At 72.5% G+C, this 20225-nt stretch carries 21 protein-coding genes and 1 pseudogene; 18 read left to right on the plus strand and 4 right to left on the minus strand.

Annotated features, from left to right (window positions below; all coding sequences use genetic code 11):
* Positions 1-7: 7 nt before the first annotated feature.
* The 5 genes and pseudogenes from OG514_RS17060 to OG514_RS17080 all read left to right on the plus strand — a co-directional run.
* A pseudogene (locus OG514_RS17060) lies at positions 8-175 on the plus strand (RNA-guided endonuclease TnpB family protein); the annotation flags it as partial.
* A 127-nt stretch (positions 176-302) separates the two neighbouring features.
* Positions 303-1451, plus strand: coding sequence for an alanine racemase (gene alr / locus OG514_RS17065; RefSeq protein ID WP_266895486.1), 1149 nt, complete (start codon positions 303-305; stop codon positions 1449-1451).
* Between the two features lie 10 nt (positions 1452-1461).
* A complete protein-coding gene (locus OG514_RS17070; RefSeq protein WP_266895488.1) occupies positions 1462-2652 on the plus strand; it encodes an alpha/beta fold hydrolase in 1191 nt (396 codons plus the stop codon).
* A 9-nt stretch (positions 2653-2661) separates the two neighbouring features.
* Positions 2662-3162: a tRNA (adenosine(37)-N6)-threonylcarbamoyltransferase complex ATPase subunit type 1 TsaE gene (gene tsaE, locus OG514_RS17075; RefSeq protein ID WP_266895490.1), complete on the plus strand. Its 501-nt coding sequence runs from the start codon at positions 2662-2664 to the stop codon at positions 3160-3162.
* 171 nt (positions 3163-3333) lie between these two features.
* Positions 3334-3525: a hypothetical protein gene (locus OG514_RS17080; protein ID WP_266895492.1), complete on the plus strand. Its 192-nt coding sequence runs from the start codon at positions 3334-3336 to the stop codon at positions 3523-3525.
* Between the two features lie 40 nt (positions 3526-3565).
* Here OG514_RS17080 and OG514_RS17085 read toward each other — a convergent pair whose 3' ends face one another.
* A complete protein-coding gene (locus tag OG514_RS17085) occupies positions 3566-4108 on the minus strand; it encodes a hypothetical protein (protein WP_266900874.1) in 543 nt (180 codons plus the stop codon).
* A 120-nt stretch (positions 4109-4228) separates the two neighbouring features.
* Between OG514_RS17085 and tsaB the strand changes: the two genes are divergently transcribed.
* The 8 genes from tsaB to OG514_RS17125 all read left to right on the plus strand — a co-directional run bounded on the left by tsaB (position 4229) and on the right by OG514_RS17125 (position 10112).
* Positions 4229-4885 (plus strand): tRNA (adenosine(37)-N6)-threonylcarbamoyltransferase complex dimerization subunit type 1 TsaB, encoded by a 657-nt coding sequence (tsaB, locus tag OG514_RS17090; protein WP_266895494.1) that lies wholly within the window; start codon positions 4229-4231, stop codon positions 4883-4885.
* A 23-nt stretch (positions 4886-4908) separates the two neighbouring features.
* Entirely contained in the window at positions 4909-5379 is a 471-nt protein-coding gene (gene rimI, locus OG514_RS17095) for a ribosomal protein S18-alanine N-acetyltransferase (protein WP_266900875.1), read from the plus strand.
* Entirely contained in the window at positions 5369-6484 is a 1116-nt protein-coding gene (gene tsaD, locus OG514_RS17100) for a tRNA (adenosine(37)-N6)-threonylcarbamoyltransferase complex transferase subunit TsaD (RefSeq protein ID WP_266895496.1), read from the plus strand. Before rimI ends, tsaD begins: the two co-directional genes overlap by 11 nt.
* Positions 6481-6735, plus strand: coding sequence for a hypothetical protein (locus OG514_RS17105; RefSeq protein ID WP_266895498.1), 255 nt, complete (start codon positions 6481-6483; stop codon positions 6733-6735). Before tsaD ends, OG514_RS17105 begins: the two co-directional genes overlap by 4 nt.
* A 56-nt stretch (positions 6736-6791) precedes the next feature.
* Positions 6792-7640 carry a polysaccharide deacetylase family protein gene (locus OG514_RS17110; protein WP_266895500.1) on the plus strand — a complete coding sequence of 283 codons (849 nt, stop codon included), beginning with the start codon at positions 6792-6794 and terminating at the stop codon, positions 7638-7640.
* 152 nt (positions 7641-7792) lie between these two features.
* Positions 7793-8158 (plus strand): YciI family protein, encoded by a 366-nt coding sequence (locus OG514_RS17115; RefSeq protein ID WP_266895502.1) that lies wholly within the window; start codon positions 7793-7795, stop codon positions 8156-8158.
* Between the two features lie 82 nt (positions 8159-8240).
* The gene (locus OG514_RS17120; protein ID WP_266900876.1) at positions 8241-9446 is read left to right on the plus strand and encodes an RNA polymerase sigma factor; all 1206 of its coding nucleotides are present in this window, start codon (positions 8241-8243) and stop codon (positions 9444-9446) included.
* Between the two features lie 21 nt (positions 9447-9467).
* Positions 9468-10112 (plus strand): hypothetical protein, encoded by a 645-nt coding sequence (locus OG514_RS17125; RefSeq protein ID WP_266895504.1) that lies wholly within the window; start codon positions 9468-9470, stop codon positions 10110-10112.
* Between the two features lie 38 nt (positions 10113-10150).
* Here the strand turns inward: OG514_RS17125 and OG514_RS17130 are convergent, their stop codons facing one another.
* The gene (locus tag OG514_RS17130; RefSeq protein ID WP_266895505.1) at positions 10151-11338 is read right to left on the minus strand and encodes a methyltransferase domain-containing protein; all 1188 of its coding nucleotides are present in this window, start codon (positions 11336-11338) and stop codon (positions 10151-10153) included.
* A 129-nt stretch (positions 11339-11467) separates the two neighbouring features.
* On the opposite strand from OG514_RS17130, the gene OG514_RS17135 reads away from it, so the two are divergent.
* From OG514_RS17135 to groL, 4 genes are all read left to right on the plus strand, one after another.
* Positions 11468-12400 carry a polysaccharide deacetylase family protein gene (locus tag OG514_RS17135; RefSeq protein WP_266895506.1) on the plus strand — a complete coding sequence of 311 codons (933 nt, stop codon included), beginning with the start codon at positions 11468-11470 and terminating at the stop codon, positions 12398-12400.
* 44 nt (positions 12401-12444) lie between these two features.
* Positions 12445-12639, plus strand: coding sequence for a hypothetical protein (locus tag OG514_RS17140; RefSeq protein ID WP_266895507.1), 195 nt, complete (start codon positions 12445-12447; stop codon positions 12637-12639).
* A gap of 211 nt (positions 12640-12850) precedes the next feature.
* Complete coding sequence (gene groES / locus OG514_RS17145; protein WP_003998759.1) at positions 12851-13159, plus strand: co-chaperone GroES; 309 nt, start codon at positions 12851-12853, stop codon at positions 13157-13159.
* A 131-nt stretch (positions 13160-13290) separates the two neighbouring features.
* Positions 13291-14913 carry a chaperonin GroEL gene (groL, locus tag OG514_RS17150; protein WP_266895508.1) on the plus strand — a complete coding sequence of 541 codons (1623 nt, stop codon included), beginning with the start codon at positions 13291-13293 and terminating at the stop codon, positions 14911-14913.
* Positions 14914-15006: 93 nt separating this feature from the next.
* Here the strand turns inward: groL and OG514_RS17155 are convergent, their stop codons facing one another.
* Complete coding sequence (locus OG514_RS17155; RefSeq protein ID WP_266895509.1) at positions 15007-15705, minus strand: ester cyclase; 699 nt, start codon at positions 15703-15705, stop codon at positions 15007-15009.
* Between the two features lie 46 nt (positions 15706-15751).
* On the opposite strand from OG514_RS17155, the gene OG514_RS17160 reads away from it, so the two are divergent.
* Positions 15752-19222: a hypothetical protein gene (locus OG514_RS17160; protein WP_266895511.1), complete on the plus strand. Its 3471-nt coding sequence runs from the start codon at positions 15752-15754 to the stop codon at positions 19220-19222.
* Here OG514_RS17160 and OG514_RS17165 read toward each other — a convergent pair.
* A complete protein-coding gene (locus OG514_RS17165; protein WP_266895513.1) occupies positions 19199-20221 on the minus strand; it encodes a hydroxyacid dehydrogenase in 1023 nt (340 codons plus the stop codon). The two genes, OG514_RS17160 and OG514_RS17165, sit on opposite strands and share 24 nt — an antisense overlap.
* Between the last annotated feature and the right edge of the window lie 4 nt (positions 20222-20225).

Consider the following 20225-nt stretch of genomic DNA (forward strand, 5'->3'; position numbering starts at 1 on the left):
GTGGACGATGCTCCCTGAGGAACGCCGGAACCCGGCCGCTGCGGACGCGGCCATCCGGCAGGGGCGTAAGGACCTTCCCCGGCTCGGCATCCTGCCCGCGCAGGCGGCTCAGGCTGTGCCGAAGACGTACGTCCAGGCGTGGAAGAACTGCTGGGACGGCCGCGCCGAAGCCCCCGAAGAAGCGTCGACCACCCGTTCAGCCGCACGCGGCCTGAGGTGGGAATCCGCCCCGTTCGGGGGGCGGAGGATGTCACATCCGGGGAAAGCGGACCCGGCAGCTGACACCTGAGAGACTGGGCGCGATGACTGAGACACCGCCGCCCCGCAGAGCCCGCGCCGAGATCGACCTCGGTGCGCTGCGTGCGAACGTCCGCACGCTGCGCGCCCGCGTCGCCCCCCACGTCCGGATCATGGCCGTGGTCAAGGCCGACGCGTACGGACACGGCGCGGTGCGCTGTGCCCGCGCCGCGCTGGGCGCGGGCGCGGACTGGCTCGGCACGGCCACCCCGCACGAGGCGCTCGCGCTGCGGGCCGCCGGGATCACGGACGTTCCCGTCATGTGCTGGCTCTGGACTCCCGGCGACCCCTGGGACCAGGGCATCGAGGCCGGCCTCGACATGGCCGTGAGCGGGATGTGGGCCCTGGAGGAGGTCGTCGAGGCGGCCAGGAGGACCGGCGGCACCGCACGCGTACAGCTCAAGGCCGACACCGGCCTCGGGCGGAACGGCTGCCAGCCCGCCGACTGGCCGGAGCTCGTCGGGGCGGCGCTCAAGGCCGAGGCCGACGGGCTCGTCAAGGTCACCGGGCTCTGGTCGCACTTCGCGTGCGCCGACGAGCCCCACCACCCCTCCATCGCCGCCCAGCTCGACGTCTTCCGCTCGATGCTCGACCACGCCGAGAGGGCCGGCGTCCGGCCCGAGGTCCGGCACATCGCCAACTCGCCGGCCACCCTCACGCTCCCCGAGGCCCACTTCGACCTAGTCCGTCCCGGTATCGCCATGTACGGCATCTCGCCGAGCCCCGAGCTCGGCACCTCCGCCGAGCTGGGGCTCCGGCCGGTGATGTCGCTCAAGGCGAGCGTCGCCCTCGTGAAGCAGGTCCCGGCCGGGCACGGCGTCAGCTACGGCCACCACTACGTCACCGGCGCGGAGACGACCCTCGGTCTCGTCCCGCTCGGCTACGCCGACGGCGTTCCCCGGCACGCCTCGGGCCGCGGCCCCGTCCTCGTCGACGGCGCCGTCCGTACCGTCGCCGGGCGGGTCGCCATGGACCAGTTCGTCGTCGACCTGGGCGGGGACGTCCCCGCCCCGGGCACCGAGGCCGTGCTCTTCGGGCCCGGCGACCGGGGCGAACCGACCGCCGAGGACTGGGCGGTGGCCGCCGACACCATCGCGTACGAGATCGTCACCCGGATCGGCGCGCGCGTCCCGCGCGTGTACCTGGGCGAATAGAGGGGGGCCCATGGGCGAGTCCAGCAGCACCGGTACCTGGCGGCGCGCCGGATTCGCCGGAGCCGCGATAGGTGTCCTCGCGGCGGGAGCCGCCGCCGGGGTCGCCGTCGAGCGGCTCACCGTGGGCCGTTCCGTACGGCAGAAGGCGCGGCTCGCCCTCGACGCCACCGGCCCGTACGGCGGGCTGCGCGGGACCCCCGGCCGGGCCCTCGCCGACGACTCGACCGTCCTGTACTACGAGGTCGACGAGGTCGAGGACGACGCTCCGCCCGCCCGTCGGCGCCGGCTCTTCGGGCGCAAGGAACCCGCCCCCGTCACCGTCGTCTTCAGTCACGGCTACTGCCTCAACCAGGACTCCTGGCACTTCCAGCGGGCCGCGCTGCGCGGTCTCGTCCGTACGGTCCACTGGGACCAGCGCAGCCACGGCCGGTCGGGGCAGGGCGTCGCCCAGACCGGCTCCGACGGGGTGCCCGTCAGCATCGACCAGCTGGGCCGCGACCTCAAGGCCGTCCTCGACGTCGCCGCCCCCGAGGGGCCGCTCGTCCTGGTCGGGCATTCGATGGGCGGCATGACGGTCATGGCGCTCGCGGACCGGTACCCGGAGTTCGTCCGTGACCGGGTCGTCGGCGTCGCCTTCGTCGGCACCTCCGCCGGAAACCTCGCCGAGGTGTCGTACGGGCTGCCGATCGCCGGCGTCAACGCCGTCCGCCGGGTCCTGCCGGGGGTCCTCCGGGCGCTCGGCTCCCAGGCGGAGCTGGTCGAGCGCGGCCGACGGGCGACCGCGGACCTGTTCGCCGGGCTGATCAAGAAGTACTCGTTCGCGTCGAAGGACGTGGACCCGGCCGTCGCCCGCTTCGCCGAGCGGATGATCGAGTCGACCCCGATCGACGTGGTCGCCGCCTTCTACCCGGCCTTCGCCGAGCACGACATGGCCGCCGCCCTGCCCGCCTTCCGCAGCATGCCGGTGCTCGCGCTCGCCGGGGACAACGACCTGGTGACGCCCAGCTCCCACACCGAGGCCATCGCCGATCTGCTCCCGGACGCGGAGCTGGTCATCGTCCCGGACGGCGGCCATCTGGTGATGCTGGAGCACCCGGAGGCGGTCACCGACCGCCTCGCCGATCTGCTCGTACGGGCGGGGGCCGTCCCGGAGGCGGCGGCGGCGACGGTCACGGCGAAGCCGGAGACCCGCAACGGCTAAGTTGGCGGTATGGAAGCAGCGCACCCGCCCGTCTCCGGCGCGACCCTCTCCGTCGACTCCCCCCAGCAGATGCAGGAGCTCGGCCGCCGCCTCGCGAAGATCCTCCGTCCCGGCGACCTCGTCATGCTCACCGGTGAGCTCGGCGCCGGGAAGACCACCCTCACCCGGGGCCTCGGTGAGGGCCTCGGCGTGCGCGGTGCCGTCACCTCCCCGACCTTCGTCATCGCCCGCGTCCACCCGTCCCTGGTCGGCGGCCCGGCCCTGGTGCACGTCGACGCGTACCGCCTGGGCGGCGGTCTCGACGAGATGGAGGACCTCGACCTGGACGTCTCACTGCCCGAGTCGGTGGTGGTCGTCGAGTGGGGTGACGGCAAGGTCGAGGAGCTGACCGACGACCGGCTGCACCTGCTGATCCACCGGGTGACCGGCGACACGGACGACGACCGGCGCTCGGTCGTGCTGCGCGGGATCGGCTCGCGCTGGGCGGACGAGGACCTGGGCGCGCTCTGAGGCCGTGCTCCGGGCGTTCTCCGAGGGCGTGCTCCGACCGGCCGTACGCGGCGCCGCCCGGACGTACGTAGTTTCCGACAACGTGTCGGGAAGGTGTTGCGTCGTTCGTACGTGCCGTGGTGACATGGATGCACAAGCTGGTTAGGTGAACCTAACCTACGGGAGGCATGCATGGCGACGCCGAAGCGCGCGGAACCCGTCCGGGACCACGTCTCGATGAGTGAGCTGCTGGCATCCTGCGCGGCTGCCCGCGCCGTGTCGACCCCGCCGGGCGGGCGCCCCGATCGGACGGACGAGGAGCACGGGGCGAGGGCCGGGCAGGTCGAGCGGATCGTGCGGGTCGTTCGCGGCAGAGCCGCCTAGCCCGGGGGCCGGTCCGGAGAGTCCCGCCGCAGGGCAGCCCCTAGGCGACGACGACGACCTTCGCGCCGATCACCGCGAACGTCCACAGCGCGTCCCCGTCGGCCCGCTTCATGCGGATGCCGCCGGTCTTCTTCGACGGGTCCGGCTTCGGCGTCGAGCCGTCGACCGCCGCGCTGAAGCCGATCGCCACGTCCTGGGCCGTCGCGAACCGCACCACGTGCTCGATCTGCACGCCGTCCGAGCCGCGGACCGAGCCCGATCGGGACGTCACGCTGTACGCCCCCGGTGCCGGGTCCACCGTGCTCGGCATCACCGTGAACGTCCTTGTGGCCTTGCCCTTCGCGTCGACCAGCCACACCCGGCGGTCGGAGAGCCCGTACACGACCCGCTCACCGCTGCCGGAGCTCGCCGGCACGGCGAGGGGGTTCTTCGGCGGCTGCTTCGGGCCGCCGCTCGGCGAGATCGAGGGGGTGGTGGCGCCGGGCGTCCGGGGCTTCACGGAGACATCTGAGGGAGCGTTCGCCGAGGCCTGGTACGCCAGGAAGCAGACCGCGGCGACGGCCGCCGCCGTGAGCCCGGCCACGAATCCCGAGCTGCTCCGTGCCACCGTGCCCACCTCTCGTACGAACGTATCGAAGGGTGACGGTAGCAGCCGGGGGAGCGAGGGGCGGGGCACCGTGCCCGGGAGCCGTAGGCTGTTCGCGTGCTGTTGCTCGCCATGGATACCGCCACCCCCGCCGTCACCGTCGCCCTCCACGACGGCGAGGCCGTCGTCGCCTCGTCGAGCCAGGTCGACGCCCGCCGCCACGGGGAGCTGTTGCTGCCCGCCGTCGACCGGGTCCTCAAGGAAGCCGGGCTGAAGCTCGACGCGGTCACCGGGATCGTCGTCGGCGTCGGCCCCGGGCCGTACACCGGCCTCCGGGTCGGTCTCGTCACGGCCGCGGCCTTCTCCTCCGCGCTCGGCGTGCCCGTGCACGGCCTGTGCACCCTCGACGGCCTCGCGTACGCCTCCGGGATCGACGAGCCCTTCGCCGTCGCCACGGACGCGCGCCGCAAGGAGGTCTACTGGGCGCGGTACGAGGACTCCCGCACGCGCGTGACCGACGCGGCCGTCGACCGGCCCGCCGAGATCGCCGAGCGGCTCGCCGGTCTCCCCGTCGTCGGCGCGGGCGCCCGCCTCTACCCCGAGGCCTTCCCCGACGCCCGCGACCCCGAGCACCAGTCGGCGGCCGCGCTCGGCGCACTCGCGGCGGAGAAGCTCGCGGCCGGCGGGGACGGGTTCCTCGACCCGCTGCCGATGTATCTGCGCCGCCCCGACGCGCAGGTGCCGAAGAACTACAAGGTGGTCACCCCCAAGTGACCGGCGCCGTGGAACTGCGCGAGATGCGCTGGTGGGACCTCGCACCGGTGCTCGCCCTGGAGGACGAGCTGTTCCCCGAGGACGCCTGGTCGGCAGGCATGTTCTGGTCGGAGCTGGCGCACGCGCGCGGGCCCCGGGCCACCCGCCGCTACGTCGTGGCGGAGACCGGTGAGGGAAAGATCGTCGGGTACGCCGGGCTCGCCGCCGCCGGCGGACTCGGTGACGTGCAGACCATCGCCGTCGCCCGCGACCAGTGGGGCACCGGCCTCGGCGCCCGGCTCCTCACCGACCTGCTCCACCACGCCACCGCCTTCGAGTGCGAAGAGGTTCTCCTCGAAGTGCGCGTGGACAACACCCGGGCCCAGAAGCTCTACGAGCGCTTCGGCTTCGAGCCCATCGGTTTCCGGCGCGGCTACTACCAGCCCGGAAACGTGGACGCGCTCGTGATGCGACTGACCGTTCAAGGAACTGAGACTGATTCTGATGGCTGCTGACGAACCGCTCGTACTCGGCATCGAGACCTCCTGCGACGAGACCGGCGTCGGCATCGTCCACGGGACCACGCTCCTCGCGGACGCCGTCGCGTCCAGCGTCGACACCCACGCGCGCTTCGGCGGCGTCGTGCCCGAGATCGCCTCCCGCGCCCACCTGGAGGCGATGGTCCCGACGATCGAGCGCGCCCTGAAGACGGCCGGGATCTCCGCGAAGGACCTCGACGGCATCGCGGTCACCGCCGGGCCCGGCCTCGCGGGCGCGCTGCTCGTCGGCGTCTCGGCCGCCAAGGCGTACGCGTACGCCCTCGGCAAGCCGCTCTACGGCGTCAACCACCTCGCCTCGCACATCTGCGTCGACCAGCTGGAGCACGGCAAGCTGCCCGAGCCGACGATGGCCCTGCTGGTCTCCGGCGGCCACTCCTCGCTGCTGCTCTCCGCCGACATCACCTCCGACGTGCGTCCGCTGGGCGCCACCATCGACGACGCCGCCGGCGAGGCCTTCGACAAGATCGCCCGCGTCCTCGACCTCGGCTTTCCCGGCGGACCGGTCATCGACCGGCTCGCCAGGGAGGGCGACCCGGCCGCCATCGCGTTCCCGCGCGGTCTGAGCGGCTCCCGGGACCCCGCGTACGACTTCTCCTTCTCCGGCCTCAAGACCGCCGTGGCCCGCTGGATCGAGGCCAAGCGGGCGGCCGGCGAGGACGTGCCGGTACGGGACGTCGCCGCCTCCTTCCAGGAGGCGGTCGTCGACGTCCTCACCCGCAAGGCCGTCCGGGCCTGCAAGGACGAGGGCGTCGACCACCTGATGATCGGCGGCGGCGTCGCCGCCAACTCGCGGCTCCGGGCCCTCGCCGAGGAGCGCTGCGAGCGGGCCGGCATCCGGCTGCGGGTGCCCCGGCCGGGCCTGTGCACGGACAACGGCGCGATGGTCGCGGCCCTCGGCTCCGAGATGGTCGCCCGCAACCGGCCGACCTCCGACCTGGAACTGTCGGCGGACTCCTCGCTGCCGGTGACCGACCCGCACGTGCCGGGCGCGCACGCGCACGGCCACTCCCACGGCCACGATCACGTGCACGAGGTCAGCAAGGAGAACCTGTACTCATGAGGCTCACCCTCATGTGGGAGGCACGGGCCGCGCAGGGCCGGGGTGCCGAGCTCCTGGAGTGGGCCCGGTCCCAGGTCCTCGCGCACGAGCCGCTGCGGCGGGAGATCCTGCGCGCCCCGCAGGACCGGGTCCTCGTCCTCACCTGGTGGGAGGCGGAGACCTTCGACGCCGAGCTGCCCGAGCTGCCGGAACCGGACGCGGAGCTGATCACCCGTCCGGTCCACCGCTGGCGCTTCGAATCGGTCGAATAAGCACATCAGATCGAAAGTAGAGCAACCTTTCGATCGAATCGGGCATCCCACAGCGCGTGAAGAAGACGATCGCGCTGTGGGCGGCGCTGACCGCCGTTGCCCTCCTGGTGACCGGCTGCGCGGCGGAGGAGCCCGAGGCCGCTGTCGCCCCGGCGAAGACGACCGCACCCGCGGTCGAGCCGTCCGCCGGGCACAAGGCGCCCGAGGCCCCCGGAGGCGCCACTGCCGCCGCGTACCGCCGCTGGGGCCTCAAGCCCTTCGCCGCCCCGCCCGCCCCGCCGGCGACCAAGCCGGTGACCCGCGAGCCGGGCGGCCCGGTCCCCGTCATCAGCGAGATCCCCACCAGCGAGAAGATCGTCTTCATCACGATCGACGACGGGGCGGAGAAGGACCCCGAGTTCGTCGCGATGATGAAGGACCTCAAGGTCCCGGTCACGATGTTCCTCACCGACTCCGCGATCCGCGCCGACTACGGGTACTTCGCCCCGCTCGTCGCCCAGGGCCACGGCCTCGCCAACCACACCCTCACCCACCCCAACCTGCGCACCCTCCCCAAGGACGCCCAGCGCCGGGAGATATGCGGGCAGCAGACGAAGCTGGCGAAGCGGTACGGCACCGCCCCGCGCCTCTTCCGCCCGCCCTATGGCAACTGGAACGAGGCCACGCGCGCGGCGGCGGGGGAGTGCGACGTCGACGCGATCGTGCTGTGGCGCGAATCCATGCAGATCAAGAACATGCAGTACCAGCGCGGCGACAAGAAGCTGCACCCCGGCGACATCATCCTGGCCCACTTCCGCGGCCCCTCCGAGCTCAAGGGCCGCACGATGACCGAGATGACGGCGACGATGCTGCGCCGCATCCAGGAACAGGGCTTCACGGTGGCGCGCCTGGAGGACTACGTCTAGACGACCGCGTCTGGACGACCGCGTCTGGACGGCCGCCTCCGGAGACCGCGTCCGAAAAAACCTTCCGCGGGTCGTCGATGCGGGGCCCGCCCGTTCGACGTATGTGTGGAAGGCGGGGAACGGCCCCGCCACCGCACCATCGAGGAGTCGTCATGCCCCGCTTCCTGTCCCTCGTCCGCATCGAGGAGAACACCATCGACATGGAGAGCGCCGACCCCGGCTTCGAGGAGCGGATGGGCGCGCTCTTCGAGGAGATCACCAAGGCCGGTGCCATGGTCGACACCGCCGGGCTCAGGCCGACCGCCGAGGCCACCCGGATCACCTGGTCGGACGGGAAGCTGTCGTACACCGATGGACCGTTCACCGAGACCAAGGAGGTCGTCGGCGGCTACGCGATGCTCCAGTGCAAGGACATGGCCGAGGCCGTCGAGTGGGGGAAGCGGTTCCTGGCCGTCCACCCGCCGCACTGGAAGGTGGGCCTGGAGGTCCGCGAGGTCGAGGAGATGCCGGAAGGCTGACCGGTCCCCGAGCCCGTCGTGTGCTGTCATGTGAGACGTGACGGCACAGACGGTCGAGGAGACGCTGGAGACGGTCTTCAGGATGGAGTCGGCGCGGATCGTCGCCACCGCGGCGCGGATCGTCCGCGATGTCGGCATCGCCGAGGAGATCGCGCAGGACGCGCTCGTCGCCGCCCTTGAGCAGTGGCCGCGGACAGGGGTCCCGGAGCGGCCGGGAGCCTGGCTGACGGCCACCGCCAAGCACCGCGCCGTGGACCTCGTGCGGCGCCGCGAGACGTACGCCCGGAAGCTCGCCGAGGTGGGCAGGACGCTCGACGAGGAGTCGTACGACCCGGAGCCCTCGGGACCCGGGGACATCGACGACGACGTGCTGCGGCTGATCTTCACCGCCTGCCACCCGGTGCTCTCCGCCGAGGCCCGCGCGGCTCTCACGCTGCGGCTCGTCGGCGGGCTCCGGACGGACGAGATCGCCCGCGCCTTCCTCGTACCGGAGGCGACCGTCGCGGCGCGGATCACCCGCGCCAAGCGGACGCTCGCGAAGGCGGGCGTGGAGTTCGAGGTGCCGTACGGGGAGGCGCGGGCGGCCCGGCTCGGCTCCGTCCTCGAAGTGATCTACCTGATCTTCAACGAGGGGTACGCGGCGACCGCCGGCGACGACCTGCTGCGGCCGGGCCTGTGCGAGGACGCGCTGCGGCTCGCCCGGGTCCTCGCCGCGCTCGTGCCCCAGGAGGGCGAAGCACAGGGTCTGGCCGCCCTGTTGGAGCTCCAGGCCTCGCGGACGGCGGCCAGGACCGGGCCCGACGGGCGGCCGGTGCTGCTCGCCGCGCAGGACCGGCGGCGCTGGAACCGGCTCCTCATCCGGCGCGGATACGCCGCGCTCGAACGCGCCGGGGACGGGCGCTCCTACGGCCCGTACGCCCTCCAGGCCGCGATCGCCGCCCTCCACGCGCGGGCCGCCTCGTACGAGGAGACGGACTGGGCGACGATCGCGGCCCTGTACAAGAAGTTGGGCGCCCTGACCCCGTCACCGGTCGTCGAGCTGAACCGCGCGGTCGCCGTGTCGATGGCCGCGGGCCCCGCGGCGGCGCTCCCGATCGTCGACGCCCTGGCGGCCGAACCGGGCCTGGCGCGCTACCACTTGCTGCCGAGCGTGCGGGGCGACCTGCTGGCCCGGCTCGGCCGGACGGAGGAGGCGCGGGCGGAGTTCGAGGCGGCGGCGGAACTCACCCGCAACGAGAGCGAGCGGGAGCTGCTGCGGGGGAAGGCGCGGGAGTTGGAGGCTTCGTGACGCACCCGTAGGGTGCTTGGCATGTCCCCGCGCAATCCGCTGCCTCCACCGCCCCCGCCCGCCGAGCTCCAGAGCTGGCCCGACCGGGACGCACGCCTCGCCGACCGGGCGCGGGCGCTGGACGAGCTGGCCAGACGGCTGCTCGGCGGCGGGCGGCTCGCGCTGTTCCTGCTCTGGTTCCTCATGCTCCAGCTGGGCTGGTCCCTGATCGGCGTCCTGCTCACCTCGCTGGGCGGACCCATCCTCGACCCGATCACGATGATGATCGACCTCTTCGCGGCGGCCCTCGGCATCGGCGTCCTCGTCCCCGCCGTGTGGCTGACGATCCGCAGTCTGCGCCGCGACCGGATCATCCGCGAGCGCCTCGTCCAGTGGGCGGCCCTGGACCGGCACGGCCCGACGGACGCGCGGCTGCGTGCGCCCGGCCACAGCGTCAACTGGCTGCTGATGTCCTTCGCGATGTGCGGACTCGGCCTCTGGATGGGCTTCGCGGTCCCGGCCGGCGTCAGCCGAGACGACGGCTACGGCCTGGTCGCCTACGGCATGGGCGTCGCCCTGATCCTCTGGGTCACCGGCCTGACGGGCCTGGTCAAGGCCATCGGGCACTACCGCCTGGCGGTACGGCTGACGGGCCGGCGGCCGTCCGAGGCGAGCACGGCCGCCTGAGCGGCGGCGCTCACCGGCTCACCGCCCCCTTCGCCGGTTCACCGACCCCCCGCCGGCCTTCCGATCAGCATCGTCGGCGCTCCCGCCACCCGGGTGAGCAGGACCGTCGCCGAGTGCGGGCCCTTCGGTTTCACCTTGCGGCGGATCTCCTCGGGCTCGACCGCGGAGCCGCGCTTCTTCACCGTCAGGGTGCCGACCTCGCGTTCCCGCAGCAGGGCCTTCAGCTTCTTCAGGTTGAAGGGGAGCTCGTCGGTGATCTCGTACGCGGCGGCGTACGGGGTCGGGACGAGCGCGTCCGCCGTGATGTACGCGATCGTCTCGTCGATCAGGCCGCCGGCCAGGTCCTCCGCCACCTCGGCGACCAGGTGGGCGCGGATGACGGCGCCGTCCGGCTCGTAGAGGTAGCGGCCGACCGGGCGGACCGCCGGGTCGGGGAGGCCGCGGCCGGTGAGGCCCGCGCCCGAGGGCAGCAGGGTGGCCCGGCGGGCGCCCGGTTCCGTACCGAACCAGAGGACGGCCTCCTTGACGTCCCCGCCGTCCGAGATCCACTCGGCCTCGGCCTCGTCGGGAACCGCCTCGTGCGGGATGCCCGGGGCCACCTTGAGCGCCGCGTGCGGGGCCCCGCGGGCCGCCTCGACCGCCCAGGAGAGCGGCGGGGAGTACGCCTCCGGGTCGAAGATCCGGCCCCGGCCGCCGCGCCGCGCCGGGTCGACGAAGACCGCGTCGTACGGGGCGGTGTCGATGTCGGTGACGTCCGCGCAGCGCACCTCGATCAGCTCCGCGAGGCCGAGGGCCTCGGCGTTGGCGCGGGCCACCTCGGCGGTGAGCGGGTCGCGGTCGACGGCGAGCACGGAGATCCCGGCGCGGGCGAGCGCGATCGCGTCGCCGCCGATCCCGGAGCAGAGGTCCGCGACGCTCCGTACCCCGAGCGCCTTCATGCGGGCCGCCCGGTAGGTGCCGACCGAGGCACGCGTCGACTGCTCGACGCCGTTCGGGGTGAAGTACATCCGGTACGCGTCCTCCGCGCCGAACTTCGCGACCGCCCGCTGCCGCAGCCGCGCCTGCCCGATGGCCGCCGTGACCAGCTCGGCGGGGTGGTCGCGGCGCAGCCGGGAGGCGACCGCCAGCTCCTGGGCGGGGTCGTAGTCGCGCAGGGCGGTGAGGAGCGTCTGGCCCTCGGGGCCGAGCAGGGAGGCGAAGGAGGCGAGGTCGGTCACCCGTCCCATTGTGGGCCCTGTGATGCTGTGGGCCGGCCGGGGGACCGAGGGCACGTCCGGCGGTGTCGTACCCCGCGAGAGGCTCCCGCGCTGACAGGATGCGGCGCCATACGACTCGTACGACAAAAGGAATAAATGATGGCAAAAGGTGTGCACGGCTCCACTCGGGTGCTCGGGGCGGTGCTCGTCGTCGCCACCCTCGCCTCCGCGGCCACGGCCTGCTCCGACGGCGCCGAGCCGGACCGCGGCGCGCCCGCCCCCGCCGCCGGGCAGCAGGCCCCGGGGCTCGGGCAGGGCCAGAGCGCGGCCCGGGCGCTCGACGCGTACGTCGCGAGGGTCCACAAGCAGCGCACCGCCCGCGTGCTCGCCGCCAAGAAGTGGGGCCTCGCCAAGCCCCCGCTCGAAGCGCCCGCCCCGCCCGCCGCCAAGCCGAAGATCACCACCCGCAAGGGCTTCGAGACGGACGGCGAAGGACTCCCGCCCGTCTTCACCACCGTGCCGACCAAGCAGAAGGTCGTGTTCCTGACGATCGACGACGGCGCGGAGAAGGACCCGGAGCTGCTGCGGATGATGAACGAACTGCGGATCCCCTACAGCGCCTTCCTCAGCGACTACGTCGTCAAGGACGACTACGGCTACTTCGCCCGGATGCAGAAGTCGCAGGAGTCGGGGGTCTCCCTCCACAACCACACCCTCAACCACCGCTACCTGCCCGGACTCTCGTACAAGCAGCAGAAGCGCGAGATCTGCGGCATGCAGGACGTCATCGAGAAACGATTCGGCAAGCGGCCCCCGCTCTTCCGCCCGCCGTACGGCAACTACAACGAGGACACCCTGCGCGCCGCCAAGTCCTGCGGCGTCAAGGCCGTCCCGCTGTGGGCCTCCGAGGCGTTCCCCGACCACATGGAGTGGCGCGAGTGGGACCGGGACCTGCACCCCGGCGACATCGTCCTCACCCACTTCCGGGGCAAGCGGGACTGGAAGGGCTCGATGCCCGACATGATCCGCCGGGTGATGAACGTGATCACGGCCAAGGGGTACGCGGTCGCGAAGCTCGAGGACTACGTGTGAACGGACGACGGGGGACACGTGTGAACGGGCGACGGGGGTCATCCGTGACCGGGCGGCGGGTGTCGGTCCTGCTGGCCGCGGTCCTCGTGCTGGGTCTCACCGGCTGCGCCTCGACCGTGGACTCGATCGAGCGGCTCGGCCGGAAGGCGGTGGAACGCGTCGGCCCCCGCGACGCGAAGCCGGCGGCCGACCGCGCCTCGACGGAGCTGCCGCCGGTGCCGGGCGTCCGGGGCCACTGAGGCTCCTCCGCGCCGGGAGGACACCGCCACGAGTGAGGAATTGGCACTCCGCTTGACCGAGTGCTAATCGCGGTCATAGTCTCGGCTCTGGCACTCACCACTGGAGAGTGCCAACAGAGCGACGGGCAGGTCCGGCACCCGCGACGACGGATCCACCTGGTCGCCACCTCAGACAGTTAACCCCGAGATCTCCGAAGGGGGAGGTCGGATCGTGACGACCACCAGCTCCAAGGTTGCCATCAAGCCGCTCGAGGACCGCATTGTGGTCCAGCCGCTCGACGCCGAGCAGACCACCGCCTCTGGCCTGGTCATTCCGGACACCGCCAAGGAGAAGCCCCAGGAGGGCGTCGTCCTGGCCGTGGGCCCGGGCCGCTTCGAGAACGGCGAGCGTCTGCCGCTCGACGTCAAGACCGGCGACATCGTGCTGTACAGCAAGTACGGCGGCACCGAGGTGAAGTACAACGGCGAGGAGTACCTCGTCCTCTCGGCTCGCGACGTGCTCGCGATCATCGAGAAGTAATTCACCGAAGTATCGAAGTACCGAAGTACCGAGCACCAAGCAGATGCTCAGAGCTGCGCCCCGAGGCCCCTTCCAGGCGCCCCGGGGCGCGGTTCGTTCCACCCCGATTCCGAGAGGGCTGAACCGCTCCCATGGCGAAGATCCTGAAGTTCGACGAGGACGCCCGTCGCGCCCTTGAGCGCGGCGTCAACAAGCTTGCCGACACGGTGAAGGTGACGATCGGCCCCAAGGGCCGCAACGTCGTCATCGACAAGAAGTTCGGCGCCCCCACCATCACCAACGACGGTGTCACGATCGCCCGCGAGGTCGACCTCGAGGACCCGTACGAGAACCTCGGCGCCCAGCTGGTGAAGGAGGTGGCGACCAAGACCAACGACATCGCGGGTGACGGCACCACCACCGCCACCGTGCTCGCCCAGGCCCTGGTCCGCGAGGGTCTGCGCAACGTCGCCGCCGGTGCTTCCCCGGCCGCCCTGAAGAAGGGCATCGACGCCGCGGTCAAGGCCGTGTCCGAGGAGCTCCTCGCGACCGCCCGCCCGATCGAGGACAAGTCCGACATCGCCGCCGTGGCCGCGCTCTCCGCGCAGGACCAGCAGGTCGGCGAGCTCATCGCCGAGGCGATGGACAAGGTCGGCAAGGACGGTGTCATCACCGTCGAGGAGTCCAACACCTTCGGCCTGGAGCTGGAGTTCACCGAGGGCATGGCCTTCGACAAGGGCTACCTCTCGCCGTACATGGTCTCCGACCAGGAGCGTATGGAGGCCGTCCTCGACGACCCGTACATCCTGATCAACCAGGGCAAGATCTCCTCGATCCAGGACCTGCTGCCCATCCTGGAGAAGGTCATCCAGGCCGGCGCCGGCAAGTCGCTCCTGATCATCGCCGAGGACATCGAGGGCGAGGCCCTGTCGACCCTGGTCGTGAACAAGATCCGTGGCACCTTCAACGCCGTGGCCGTCAAGGCCCCCGGCTTCGGTGACCGCCGCAAGGCCATGCTCGGCGACATCGCCACCCTCACCGGTGCGACCGTCATCGCCGAGGAGGTCGGCCTCAAGCTCGACCAGGCCGGCCTGGACGTGCTCGGCACCGCCCGCCGCGTCACCATCACCAAGGACGACACCACCATCGTCGACGGTGGCGGCGACTCCTCCGAGGTGCAGGGCCGCGTCAACCAGATCAAGGCCGAGATCGAGTCCACGGACTCCGACTGGGACCGCGAGAAGCTCCAGGAGCGCCTCGCGAAGCTGGCCGGCGGCGTGTGCGTGATCAAGGTCGGCGCCGCCACCGAGGTGGAGCTGAAGGAGAAGAAGCACCGTCTGGAGGACGCCATCTCCGCGACCCGCGCCGCGGTCGAGGAGGGCATCGTCTCCGGTGGTGGCTCCGCTCTGGTCCACGCCGTCAAGGTCCTCGAGGGCAACCTCGACAAGACCGGCGACGAGGCCACGGGTGTCGCGGTCGTCCGCCGCGCCGCCGTCGAGCCGCTGCGCTGGATCGCCGAGAACGCCGGCCTCGAGGGCTACGTCATCACCTCGAAGGTGGCGGAGCTCGACAAGGGCCAGGGCTTCAACGCCGCGACCGGCGAGTACGGCGACCTGGTCAAGGCCGGCGTCATCGACCCGGTGAAGGTGACGCGCTCCGCCCTGGAGAACGCCGCCTCGATCGCCTCCCTCCTCCTCACCACCGAGACCCTCGTGGTGGAGAAGAAGGAAGAGGAGCCGGCGGACCACGGCCACGGCCACGGCCACTCGCACTGACGCGTGCCGTAACTGATCACTGAGGCGGCAGGCCGTCTCTGATCACCGAGGCCCGGTGCCCCCGTCGCGGGGGCACCGGGCCTCGGTCTCGTCTCACCCCTCGACGGCGCCGAGCTGCGCCATGAGCCCGAGCAGGTCGTACTGCCACCAGCCCTCGGCGATCTTCCCGTCGTCCCGGCAGCGGTGGATGACCGTCCCGGTCATGGTCACCTCCATGCCGGTGGGCTGGAGCCCCATGAAGTCCCCGGTGTGGCTGCCCTTCCAGGTCCAGCGGGTGCAGACCCGGTCACCCTCGGCGATCTGGTCGTCGACGGTGAAGGCGAAGTCGAAGCCGCCCCGCCACATCTCCACCTCGCGCCGGACCGCGTCCATGCCGATGACGTCCTGCTCGTTGGTCGGATCGTGGTCGTGGTACCCCTCGGCGAGCACCGTGTCGAGCAGCGCGAGCTCCTGCTCGGACGCGAACATCTCCAGGAGCCGCCGGGCGTTTCCCTTGTACAGTCCCTCGTCCCGGACCACGTCCAGGTCGGTGAAGGTCGGCATCTCGTCACAGAGAGCGACCATCTCCCGGAAGATCCGGTCCGTCTCGGGGAGCTGCGAGTTCCGCATGGCCACGTCGTACGACGGGAACTCGACGATCTCCACGAGGTGCGAGGAATCGGCCCGGTCCTTGCCGAGGATGCTGTGCGTGGCGGTCCGCTTGCCCTTGGTCTGCTCGATCCACCGGTCCATGAGACGACTCATGTCGTCGATACGGCTGGTCCTGAAGTCGATGATCTGCGTGAACGTCATGACGCCTCCCGACCCAGAGGGGATCTCTCCAGTCTAGGTTGGGCGCATGGAGCGGGCAGGGGGAGAGCGGCCGGTCACGGTCGACAACCGCGAGGGAATCGTCGTGGTCGGCGACCACAATCGGATCGCGGTCGGCACCGGGGAGGCGGTCCGCTCGGCCTACCGGGAGCAGGTCCGCCGGATCGTTCCACCCGAACTCATCGGCAGAGAGCGTGAGTTGGTCGAGCTGGCGGAGTTCTGTCGGGCCGACTCCGGGCCGGCGTACACGTATTGGCGGGCGGACGCGTGGGCCGGGAAGACGGCGCTGATGGCGTGGTTCACCCTCGCCCCGCCCCCGGGGGTACGCATCGTGCCCTTCTTCGTCACCGCCCGCCTCGGCTCGCAGAACGACCGCGTCGCGTATGTCGACGTCGTCCTGGAACAGCTTGCGGAACTCGCCGGCGAGGGTCTGCCGGCGCTGCTGACGGCCGCGACCAGGGAGGCCCATCTGCTCCGGCTGTACGCCGAGGCGGCCTCGGCCTGCGCGGCGCGCGGCGAGCGGCTCGTCCTCCTCGTCGACGGCATGGACGAGGACCGGGGCGTGACGACGGGACCGGATGCCCACTCGATCGCGGCCCTTCTCCCGTACGACCTCCGGGTGATCGTCGCCGGCCGCCTGAACCCGCCGCTCCCGGCCGACGTCCCCGAGGATCATCCGCTGCGCGACCCCGCGATCGTCCGGATCCTGGCACCGTCGCCGCGGGCCCGCGCGATCCGGACCGAGGCCGAGCGCGAGCTGAAGTACCTCCTGGCGGCCGGCGGGCTCCCGTACGACCTCCTCGCCCTCCTCACGGCGGCGGGCGGCGGCCTGACGGCCGATGACCTCGTGGAGCTGACGGGCGATGTGCCCTACCGGGTCAGGGATGTCCTCCGTACGGGGCCGGGACGGACTTTCGCGGTACGGGGCGAGGCGTACCTGCTCGCGCACGAGGAACTGGCGGCGGGAGCGCGGGAGATGCTGGGCGTTCGGGAACTCGCCCGGCGGCGGTCCGTACTGCACGGATGGGCGGAGCAATGGCGGGAGCGGGGCTGGCCGGACGGCACGCCGGACTACTTGCTGCACGGGTACGTCCCCATGCTGCGGGCGGAGGGGGACGGGAAGCGGCTGGTGGCCTGCGCGGTGGACGAACGGCGCCATCTGCGGCTGCTGGCCGTGACGGGCGGTGACGCGGCGGCGCTTGCGGAGATAGGGATGGCGGAGGACGCGCTGCTCGGGGAGGCGGAGAGCGAGGACGCGGTGGCGGCGGCGCTGCGGCTCGCGACGGCCCGGGCGACGCTGCAGCGGGGCAGCGAAGGCGTGCCCGTCGCGCTGGTTGCGGGCTGGGTGGCCGTCGGACAGCCGGACCGCGCCGTGGCGCTCGCCCGGAGCATGGAGGGGGCGCGTGTGGTCGAAGCTCTGTGCGCGGTGGCGGAGAAGCTGCTGGACGCCGGGGCGCGCGAGCGGGCGGAGGAGCTCGCCGACGAGGCGGAGCCGCTGACGGCGAGCTTTTCGGACATCGTTCCTCCCGCCGCGGGGGACGCCCTCCCCCTGTTGCTCGTCCGGCTCGGCGCTCACGAGCGGGCGGAACGGCTGGTGAGGACGGCGCACGCCCGCGTGGCCCCCCGCTCCCGCGCGGTGCTGGTGGACTTCCTGCTCGCGGCGGGGCAGTACCGACGGGCCGTCGCTCTCGTGGAGGCGGAGACCGACCCGACCGTACGGCCCGCCCTGCGGACCGCCGTCGTGGCGGCCCTGGTCCGGGACGGTGACATCGACGAGGCGGTGCGGCAGGCGCATCAGGGGGAGGAGGAACCGGGCGGGCGGGTGGTGGTGCTGCTCGGGGCCTCGGTAGCGCTGCGTGCGGCCGGTCACCGGGACGCGGCGGAGCGACTGCTGCACGGCGCGGCGGTGCACCGGGGGCGCATGGACGGCAGACAGATCGCGAGGTTCGGCGGGGCGGTGATCGACGCCCTCTTCGCTGCCGGGGAGACCGAAGCGGCGCGGGCGGCCGGTGCCGAGAGGGCGGCCTTCGGGTACGCTGCCGCGCTGGTGAAGCACGGCCGGTGGGACGAAGCCCTGGAGGTTGCCGGAACCCTCGACGCCCACGGCAGGGAGTCCATGCACGGGCGCGTCGCCCGTGAACTGGCCCGAGCCGGTGCCGTCGAGCGAGCCATGGCCCTGGCTCCGACCTCGGACCCACGCTGGTACACGGACGATCCCTGGCCCGCCCTCGCCGCGGCCCTGCTGGCACGTGGAGACCTGGACGCCGTCGCCCCGCTGTGCGGACGGCTCGTGGAGAGCCCCGGCGTGCCGTGGCGAAGTTCTGGGCGGAGCGCCGGTGGGCTCCGGGTCCTCGGAGCCTTTCTTCGCAGGCTGATCGCGGAGGGAGCGGTGGACCGGGCCCGCGTGGTGATCAGGGAGGTGAAGGAGAACACAGAAGCCCTCGCGGTGTTCGCGGAGGCGCTGTACGAGGCGGGCCACGTCGCCGAGGCCCGGGGGCTGCTTGCGGCGGAGGAGGCGAGGGCGCGCGTACCCGCGCGCGCGGCCCTGGTCGGGGACCTGATGGCGCTCGCCCGGGCCCTGGCGGAGGCCGGGCGGCGCGACGAGGCGGTGGACCTGCTTCGGTCCGTGGAGAACGAGCCGGGTCTGGTGCCGCGCGACGCCGCCCTCGCGGCGCTCGCGGCGGGGCGGCTGGAGTGGGTGGAGGCGTTCGTCCGGGCAGAGCCCTGGACCGAGCACGATCTGGGCTCCCGGCTCGTCAGGGTCTACGCGGCCGAGGGGGAGTTCGACCGCGCCCGGCGGCTGGTCGAGCATCCGGGAGTGAGGTCGAGCCTCGCCCAGGAGGCGGCCGTGGCCTTCGTGGGTGTCGGCGCCTTGGAGCAGGCGCGGGATCTGGTGCCGCGCTTGTCCGAGTCGTCCAACGCCGCGGAGGTGTACGCGCGGATGGCACTGGCCTGCGTACGGCAGGGGCGTCGCGAGGACGCCGGGAACTTCCTGGCCGCCGCCCGAGCGAAGAATCCTGACGGGCCTATGGTGCTGGACCTCCTGCGGGCCGCATGCGCCCTGGAACCGGAGAACGCGGCCGCCTTCGGCGCCGAGTACGACGTGCGAGCCCCGTGGCAGAGGGCCTCGCCCTCGCCCACCGTGCTCGCCGTCATCGGTTCCTACGACGAGGCACTCGGTCGCTTCCGGAAGCATCCGCACAGTTTTCCGGGAGGGTGGTCCGTCACCGTGGTCACCGAGCTGCTGAGGGCCGGCCGGCATGACCACGCCGCCGCCCTCCTCGACGGCATGCACCATGTGGGTCCGCCCTGCGGTGAGGCCTACGCCCTCCTGGCCCGCGCCGAGCCCGATCCCGTACGGGCCAGGCGCTGGGCCGTCCTCGCGCTGCGGCTCGGGGAGCGGGCGGCCGTGCTGCCGGACGTGCTCGCCGTCGCGCCCGAGGCGGTTCCGCTCGTCCTCGCCGAGGCCGCCCGCCTACGCCGAACGCTGGAGGTCTGACGCCCTGACCTCCTCCGCGAACGGTTCGCCCCGGACGTACCGCCCCACCTCCTCCAGCGCCTGGTCCGTCATCCGGTGGAGTTCGTTGCCCAGGGAGCCCGCCACGTGCGGGGTGAGCAGGACGTTCGGGAGGGTGAAGAGGGGAGAGTCCGGCGGTGGGAGTTCCGGGTCCGTGACGTCCAGGGTGGCGTGGAGGCGGCCTGCCAGGAGGTGGGGGAGGAGGGACTGTTCGTCGATCAGGGAGCCTCGGGAGGTGTTGATCAGGGTCGCCCCGTCCGGCATCGCCGCCAGCTGGGGCGCGCCGATCATGCGGTACGTGGACGGGAGCTGGGGGGCGTGGACCGAGACGACCGTGCTGCGGGCGCACAGGTCTTCGAGGTCCGTCACCAGTTCCACGCCGGGGGGCGGGACGTCGACGTACGGGTCGTACAGGAGGATCTCGATGTCGAAGGGGCGCAGGAGGTCGATCACCCTGCGGCCGATGCGGGACGCGCCCACGATGCCGACCGTGCGGCGGTAGTTGCCCCAGGTGGCGGACTCGGTGAGCCAGGCGTGGTCGGCGCGGAGTTCCGCGTACCGCTGGGCCGAGCCGAGGACCCGCTTCCCCGCGAAGAGGATCGCGGCGAGCGTGTACTCCGCGACCGGCAGCGCGTTGGCCGCGGCGGCGGAGGTGACGCGCAGGCCCCGGTGCCAGCAGGCCTCGGTGATGTGGTGCTTGACCGAGCCGGCCGCGTGGACGACGGCCCGCAGGCGCGGCGCGCGGTCGAGGACCTCGGCGGTGAGCGGGGTCGCTCCCCAGCCGGTGAGGAGGATCTCGGCCTCGGCGAGCGTGGTGGTGATCCGCGGGTCCCGGGACGTCAGGTCGTGGGCGACCAGGTGCGGGTCGGTGCGGGTGAGGGACGCGAGGCGGGTGCGGTGGGCGGGGGTGAAGAGGCGTTCGGCCACGCCTTCGCCCATGGCCAGGAGCAGTGCGGGGCGGTTGTCAGTGGTCGGGTGCATCGTG

The organism is Streptomyces sp. NBC_00572 (genome assembly GCF_026341815.1).
GTDB lineage: Bacteria > Actinomycetota > Actinomycetes > Streptomycetales > Streptomycetaceae > Streptomyces.